The organism is Mycobacterium sp. (genome assembly GCF_049281135.1).
Taxonomy (GTDB): domain Bacteria; phylum Actinomycetota; class Actinomycetes; order Mycobacteriales; family Mycobacteriaceae; genus Mycobacterium.
This window is the reverse complement of the sequence record NZ_JBAPRN010000054.1, coordinates 22176-28740: the sequence shown is the minus strand read 5'-3', so window position 1 is coordinate 28740 and position 6565 is coordinate 22176. Positions and strand designations below refer to the sequence as shown.

At 63.7% G+C, this 6565-nt stretch carries 7 protein-coding genes and 1 pseudogene; 2 read left to right on the top strand and 6 right to left on the bottom strand.

What is annotated here, in order from left to right:
* Window positions 1-157: pseudogene (locus WAN02_RS02290) on the top strand (hypothetical protein); the annotation flags it as partial.
* Between the two features lie 247 nt (window positions 158-404).
* Here WAN02_RS02290 and WAN02_RS02285 read toward each other — a convergent pair.
* Genes WAN02_RS02285 through WAN02_RS02265 form a run of 5 tightly spaced genes read right to left on the bottom strand, consistent with a single transcriptional unit; the run spans window position 405 to window position 4601 of the window.
* Complete coding sequence (locus WAN02_RS02285) at window positions 405-1166, bottom strand: O-methyltransferase (protein ID WP_422262460.1); 762 nt, start codon at window positions 1164-1166, stop codon at window positions 405-407.
* A 53-nt stretch (window positions 1167-1219) separates the two neighbouring features.
* Window positions 1220-2158 (bottom strand): fumarylacetoacetate hydrolase family protein, encoded by a 939-nt coding sequence (locus tag WAN02_RS02280; protein ID WP_422262458.1) that lies wholly within the window; start codon window positions 2156-2158, stop codon window positions 1220-1222.
* 30 nt (window positions 2159-2188) lie between these two features.
* Entirely contained in the window at window positions 2189-3325 is a 1137-nt protein-coding gene (locus WAN02_RS02275; protein WP_422262456.1) for a VOC family protein, read from the bottom strand.
* Entirely contained in the window at window positions 3325-3996 is a 672-nt protein-coding gene (locus WAN02_RS02270; RefSeq protein WP_422262455.1) for a class I SAM-dependent methyltransferase, read from the bottom strand. The genes WAN02_RS02275 and WAN02_RS02270 overlap by 1 nt, the downstream gene beginning before the upstream one ends.
* Window positions 3996-4601: a pyridoxamine 5'-phosphate oxidase family protein gene (locus WAN02_RS02265; RefSeq protein ID WP_422262453.1), complete on the bottom strand. Its 606-nt coding sequence runs from the start codon at window positions 4599-4601 to the stop codon at window positions 3996-3998. The genes WAN02_RS02270 and WAN02_RS02265 overlap by 1 nt, the downstream gene beginning before the upstream one ends.
* A 54-nt stretch (window positions 4602-4655) precedes the next feature.
* Here WAN02_RS02265 and WAN02_RS02260 point away from each other — a divergent pair, with 54 nt between their 5' ends.
* Window positions 4656-5318 (top strand): TetR/AcrR family transcriptional regulator, encoded by a 663-nt coding sequence (locus WAN02_RS02260; protein ID WP_422262451.1) that lies wholly within the window; start codon window positions 4656-4658, stop codon window positions 5316-5318.
* A 207-nt stretch (window positions 5319-5525) separates the two neighbouring features.
* On the opposite strand, the gene WAN02_RS02255 is transcribed toward WAN02_RS02260, so the two are convergent.
* Entirely contained in the window at window positions 5526-6188 is a 663-nt protein-coding gene (locus WAN02_RS02255) for a TetR/AcrR family transcriptional regulator (RefSeq protein WP_422262449.1), read from the bottom strand.
* Window positions 6189-6565: the final 377 nt, after the last annotated feature.

Below are 6565 nucleotides of genomic sequence, written 5' to 3'. Positions count from 1 at the left end.
GGCGACAGGATCAAACCTGGAGTTTTACCAGCAGTACCGCACCGTCGGCGGGCACAATGGCCACTTCGACATCGCGGTCGGTGGTGACAACGGCTGGGGCTCGTGGTCGGGCCAGTTGGGCGCCATGTCCGGCGACATCGCTGGGGTTATCCGCTAGCGCGTCGCGCTGACTCGCGCCAGCCCGTCGAGTCCGCGGACGCTCAAGCACCATTCGTCGATCACGTCCGGGCTTAGGCTGTCGCCGCGGTAACCATCAGCGCAACGACGCTGGTACGGATACGACAAAGGGAGTGTGAAACAAGGCCCTGGTGTCGATGACGTGTTGATGCCATCAACACCGCTGGCGTCTCCGCAGGTCACCTCGCGTCGTTTGGCGTCGTTTCGCGGTGTGCCTGTGGCGCGGCTCAGCCCAGGAACTCCGATTCCAGAACCAGGTCTTTGAGTAGCGACTGATACTCGACGTGAGTTTTGTGCTCGATGGTCTGCCACCGCTTGCCTTGCTGTTCCTTCATGTAGGCGCGGTACTTAGGTGCGCCGGGGAAGCCGACGTTGTCGGCGACGACGATCGTTCCTGGATGCAGCCAGCCCCGGTCAACGAGCCGCTGCAGGTCGTCGAGGTACACGTCCTTCCAGTGATCGAGGAATACGAAATCCAAACAGCCTGCGGTGAATCCGTAGTCCTTGGTGAGAACCTCGAGCGTCGTCCCGTCGCCGACGGTGCCGTTAACGCAGGTGACCCGATCGCCGAGACCGGCGTGCGCCCACACGCGGCGGGCCACCGAGGCGTTGGCGCCGGACTTTTCGATCGAGAACACCTTGGCACCCGGTGCCGCTCGGGCGATCCGCAGCCCGCTGTACCCGCAGTAGGCACCGAGTTCCATAGCGAGCTTCGGATTCGCGCGCTTGACGGCAACGTCGAGCAGCTGGCCCTTCTCGTCGCCGACGTTCATCAGGATCGACTTGTCGTAGGCGAAGTTGTCGATCGCGTTGATCGCGGCGTCGACATCGCCCGCCGGTGCGTTGGCAATCACATATTCGGCCGTCGCCTCCTCCCGCCCGTCACCCATCTGACCCGTCCGTATGACGTCCCGGCCGCCGAAAGCCCCGCGCAGGACCGAGTACCTCAAGAATGGAAACTTCTGTCGCAACGTCCTACTCAGACTCATTGCACCGAAACCTCTTCTCCGGCTATAGACTTCGCCATTAGATCGGTCCTTTCTTATGCGTACTTGACGACGTTGCGCTGCGCGCCGAGGTCGATTGCCCCGTCATCGGTCGCCACCGCGGCCTCGACGACGTCGCCGTGGCGCAGGTATTTCGGGTTTTTGGCTTGGGTTGAGAAGAAGGTCTTCCACTTCAGCTGGTCGGGCAGCAGCGACCCGATGATTTGAAATGGTTTGGGGGGTGCGCTGATCGCCGTGCCGACCGGGGTTCCGGTCAAGACCAGGTCGCCGGCATCGAGCCGTTGAAAACGCGACAATGCCTGCAGGGCCTGCGCGGGCCGGTAGATGATGTCGCCGTCGACAAGCATGTTCTGGCGGATCTGGCCGTTCACCCGTAGCCGTAGCCGCAAGTCGCCGAAGCGCTTGAGCTCGTCGCCGTTCAGCAGTACCAGTGCGGGTCCGATCGGAGTGAACGTCGGATACGACTTCGATTCGTAGAACTGTGTTTTGGTCAACTGCACGTCACGTGCCGACACGTCATTGGCCACCACCAGCCCGCTGATGTAGTCCGAAAGATTGGCCTCGGTGATCGCGGTGCCAACCGGCACATCGCGGCCGATGACCAGACCGATCTCGACCTCGTAGTCCAGCAGCCGGACATGCTCAGGTTTGATGATGTCGCCCAACGGGCCGGTGATGGAGCCGGATGCCTTGCGGAAGAAGGCGAGCGGGTCGGTTGCCGGGTTGCGCCCGGCGTCTTTGGCATGGGAGGCGTAGTTGGCCAGTTGTGCCACCACCCGGCACGGCACGGTGATGGGGGACACCAGGTGCAGGCTGTCGACCGGCACGGTGTCGCTGCCGTGGGCGGCGGCCTCGATGGCGGCCCGGTCGGCCAGCAGCTCGCGGGTGGTGGTGGCGGTGGTGATCACTTGAGCGGCGCCGGTTGGGCTGTGCACCCACCAGGCGTCGGCGGTGCGCAGTATCGAGACGGTCATCGGGGGTCCTTGAGATGTCGGTGGTTGGGGTCAGGAATTGGCGACGCTGAGCATGCCGCGCAGGCTGGCCAGGTTGAATTCGTTGTCGGCGCGCAGCCCGCTGATCACTGAGCGAAGCTCGCGCAGGGATTCGCGGCCGGGCGCGATGCCGAGGAAGTCTTTGGTGATCCGGGGTCCCCATTGGTAGAGCCCGGAGGTGGTGAAGGGAGCCCACCCCGGCTCGAGGCTGCCGTCGAACATGTCACCGTCGCTGAAGTGCTCGACCAGAAATCCGTCGGGATCGCGCCAGTAGTCGAAGATCTGGCTGCCCAGGATGTGCCTGCCGATTCCCCACGAGCGGTGATAACCGAGCTCGGCGAGGTAGCGGCCGCCGGTGGCCATCGCGTCGATGTCGCTGACTTGGTAGGCGGAATGGATGTAACGGTTGGCCGGGCCCAGCGCCAACCCCAGGGTGTGGTGATCGGCCGGAGTCTGCCCGCGATCGCAGCGGATGAAGCTCATGACCGGTCCACGGTCGCGCCGCCCGGGGTAGTACATGAAATCGCTGACGATCATCCCGAGGTGATCGAGGTACCAGTCGAGCGCCTCGCGGTAGTTGGTGGTCTGCAACACCACATGGCCGAGCCGCTGGACCCGTGTCGGCTCGCGCGGTGGGCGTTGGGTGGTGTTGATCCGCTGCAGTTCGTGCCCAAAGTTGTACTGATGCGGGGCCTGTGCCGGCAGGGCCGCCAGCTGATGAGTGCCGGCCACCACACGCACCGTCAGACCGCTGGGATCGACCAGGTCGACCGCGACGCCGCCGAGCGACTCGGGCAGCCCGCGGATTTTGGTTCCGGTCGCCTCGGCCAGCCGCAGCACGTCGGACTGATCCTGGGCGGTGTATGCGGCTGCGACGAATTTCGATCGAGGACCTTGCTGGATGAGCACACAGGGTGATCCGACATCGCTGCCGCGCAGATACAACTCGTCGACCGTGCGAATGACGGTGCTAAACCCGAATGCCCGCGCAAACGCCTCAGCCCGAACAAGATCCGGCTTCTCGAACTCCAACCAGGCGATGTCGTGAACCTTGATGATGGGGTCACGGGATCGCCCCGGATGCTCTCCTGGGCGAGCGCCCTGATCACTGTGCAGATCGGTGTGCGCCCCGGTTACACCGTCGCCCATCAATCCGCCTTTCGAATTGGCAACCGCGCCTCGAACAACTCGACTGCTCCGCTGCGCTCGAGCGTTACGTCGAGGCCGAGTTCCGTCAGCCATTTCTCGATTTGGCCTGTGTGCAGAGGGTTTCCGAACACCCCCGCGCGACGGCTCATCGCGATCAGTGCATCCTGGCGCGGACCGCCACCGGTAACGCATGACGTCCCGCGCAGGGTCCCACCCGGTCGCAGCACGCGAACAAGCTCCGCCAGCGCCGCGCGCGGGTCCGGCAGACAGTGCAGCCCGTTATAAGTGACGCAGAGATCAAAGCTGGCGTCGGCGAACTGCAGCGCGGTCACATCCGCTTCGACGAACTCGATCGCGTCTTGCACGCCGTGTCGGCCCGCCTCCCGGCGCGCCCGGGTAAGCATGTACGGAGATATGTCAGCCGCGACGTAATGCACCGCCTGACCGGTACGCAGACCGCGGAAGGCCAGGCCGCCCCCGCACGGGATGTCGAGGACCGTGGCGCCGGCCGGAACGTCGGCAAGTCGCTCGATGTCGGCGAACATCCGTCGCAGGTCAGCACCCCACATCGCCCGGGCGCCGAGCTTCGCGACGCTGGCGTGCTTGACGCCCGCGTCGTAGAGGGCAGCTGTGACGCGTTCGGTACGCCACTTCTCGGTGACGTCGGCCATCAGTTCGCCTGCTTGTCGGGAGCGCCCCAGGGCATCGACGCCGAAACCCAGTGGGTCAGTTCCTGCTGCTCGTTGCTGTGCAAGTGTCGCGGCGGCGTCACGAACGTCGCATACGGTCGACAGCGCACCAGCACCCGGCCTTCCTGCTCTGCGACAGCTTTGACCGCGGGGCGTAGCTCTGCGGATACTGGATCGCCCGACATGCGTTCAGCCACGGCCATCATCACGTCGATCAGGGTTTCCTCGTCGTCGTCAATCACCGCATCGCAATAGACCTGCAGGTAGGCGAATGGCCAGGTCTCGTCGAGGACACAGAGACTGACTTTGCCGTTGCGGGCGACGGCTTTGGCCTTGGCCCGATCGGCCATGGTCGCCACCAGCAGGTCGCCGTTCTCGTCGGGCACGTAGTAGACGATCGACATCGCCGGACCGTCCGATTTGCGGCCGTAGCCGAATACGCAGGTCCGGTGGGTCTGAACAAACAGCCGCCGCTCAGACGGAAGCATGTCGCGATCCGTCGGCGCCTGAAACGGATCCTTCGACAGCGGCAACAGACGCACCGCGCGCTCTTCGCCTTGGGTGGTGATCTCGGGAGCAGTGCTCATGTGTGTGGCCTTCCAACGTTATTATCGAGTGATAATAAGAGTACACTTCGAACGATGGAACGCAAGACCTCAACGCCGAACAAGGTGCGCCTGCGCCGGACGAGGACCGATATCCGCGAAGCACTGCTGGAGTCGGCCCTGATCGAGTTCGGGGCCAAGGGCTTTGACGGAGCGTCGACGCGGACGATCGCATCGCGCGTGCAGGCCCACCAGCCGCAGATCAATTACCACTTCGAGACGAAAACGGCGCTGTGGATGGCCGCGGTGGATCACCTTTTTGGGCTTTTGCGGGAGGCGTTCGATGGCGTCGTACCCGCGACGCCGACCACGGTCGATGTGCCGCGACTCGCCGCCGGATTTGCGGATGCGATTCGTCGGTTCGTGCGATTCGCCGCCGAGCATCCCGAACTCAACCAGATCATGGTCCACGAGGGCACGGCCGCCAGCGACCGGTTGACATGGATGACCGAGACCCACGTGAAGCCGGTCTTCGATGCCATTAGGCCGGCATGGCAGATGCTTCGTGACGCCGGTGTTGCTGCACCTATCGACAGCGAGATCCTGTACTACGTACTCATCGGCGCGGCGTCGCTACCATACGTGAACGCCCCCGAAGTCCGCCTTCTCACCGGCCAGGATCCGAAGAGCCCCACATGGATCGATGCTCACGCCAACGGATTGGTCGCCATTCTGCTGCCGGGATTAGCCGCCGACTGACAAGCGAACGTGCCAGCCCTGCGTAAGGCGGCGCTTTACTTGCTCGCGCGAACAGGTACTACCTGATGTCCCACGTGTCATCGTCAGCCCTGGCCATCGGAATCCCCTCGCTGCTCTCAGTGCAAGAAGCGGAGCGCACCTCGCCTGTTGTGGCACTTGGTCAAAATACGCCGCGGCCGACTACTTCCGGATGATCCTGGCCAATGGTCAAGCGCCACCCGTAACGCCGTAGAGCAACATGCGGGTGGCCTCGTCGATCTGTCGCGCCTTGCCGGGACGCCGCTGATTCGGCGGGAAAAGCCAGCCGTCGAGCAGCACCAGCGACATCACCGACCCTACGGAAAACGCAACGGTCACCGGAGTATCGACATCGCGGAAATGTCGAGCCGCGCCGTGCTCGAGCAAGACATCCTGCACGCTTCGCAGGCTGTCGGCGAGTTTGTCACTCACCCGGGCGGCGACCTCGGCCAGCGCCGGGTCACCGCCCTGGATCGGGGCGGCGAGAAGTGTCTGAAATAGCTCCCGGTGCTCGACAGCCAGATTGTAGAAACCCTTCACAAAGGAATGCGCGATCTCGGTCGGATCCGAGGCGGAGGTGGCGCCCACGTCCCATGCCTTGGCCCATCGATCGACGAAATCGGTGAACGGGGTCAGAATCGCCGCCTCGAAGAGTTCGGCCTTTGACCCGAAGTTCCGGAAAATCACCGACTCCCCCACCCCGGCCTCCTCGGCGATCTGACGGGTCTTCGTGCCGTGGTAACCCCGCGTAGAGAAGAGTCGATGCGCGGCCTGCAGCACCAGGTCTTTGACTACGTCAGGCGCGCGGCGCCCGTTCCCGCGTTTGGCGGTGGCGTCGGCAGTCAGTGCCACTCACCCCAACAACGCCGAACACCCATCCGGGGCCTCCTTGGCTCGAACTCTCCCGATCAGCGTAACGCGTCGGGCCTGCTGTCCTGGTGTGGCCTTTATGATAAGTGCCACTCATGATCGAAGGATGTATCACTTGGTAGCCGAGGCGGCGGTCTGCTTCACGGTTCGGATTGATCGTGCGGTACGACGCGGCGGTGTGGTGCTGGTCCGCGAACCCTTACTTACGCAGGCTCTTCGGATTTTCGAGATCACCTCTATCAAAAGTGGCACTCATGATCTAAGCTAGTGGCGCATACTAAGACCATAGGCTCGTTGCACGCAGCCGAACCACCTGAGGCGCGGCATTTGAGTGCACGACGGCACTTACACCGATGGAG

What these genes read in the sequence shown, in the direction of transcription:
- WAN02_RS02285 (WP_422262460.1), bottom strand. Translation starts at nt 1,166, where the DNA reads ATGAGTCTGAGTAGGACGTTGCGACAGAAGTTTCCATTCTTGAGGTAC.
- WAN02_RS02280 (WP_422262458.1), bottom strand. Translation starts at nt 2,158, where the DNA reads ATGACCGTCTCGATACTGCGCACCGCCGACGCCTGGTGGGTGCACAGC.
- WAN02_RS02275 (WP_422262456.1), bottom strand. Translation starts at nt 3,325, where the DNA reads ATGGGCGACGGTGTAACCGGGGCGCACACCGATCTGCACAGTGATCAG.
- WAN02_RS02270 (WP_422262455.1), bottom strand. Translation starts at nt 3,996, where the DNA reads ATGGCCGACGTCACCGAGAAGTGGCGTACCGAACGCGTCACAGCTGCC.
- WAN02_RS02265 (WP_422262453.1), bottom strand. Translation starts at nt 4,601, where the DNA reads ATGAGCACTGCTCCCGAGATCACCACCCAAGGCGAAGAGCGCGCGGTG.
- WAN02_RS02260 (WP_422262451.1), top strand. Translation starts at nt 4,656, where the DNA reads ATGGAACGCAAGACCTCAACGCCGAACAAGGTGCGCCTGCGCCGGACG.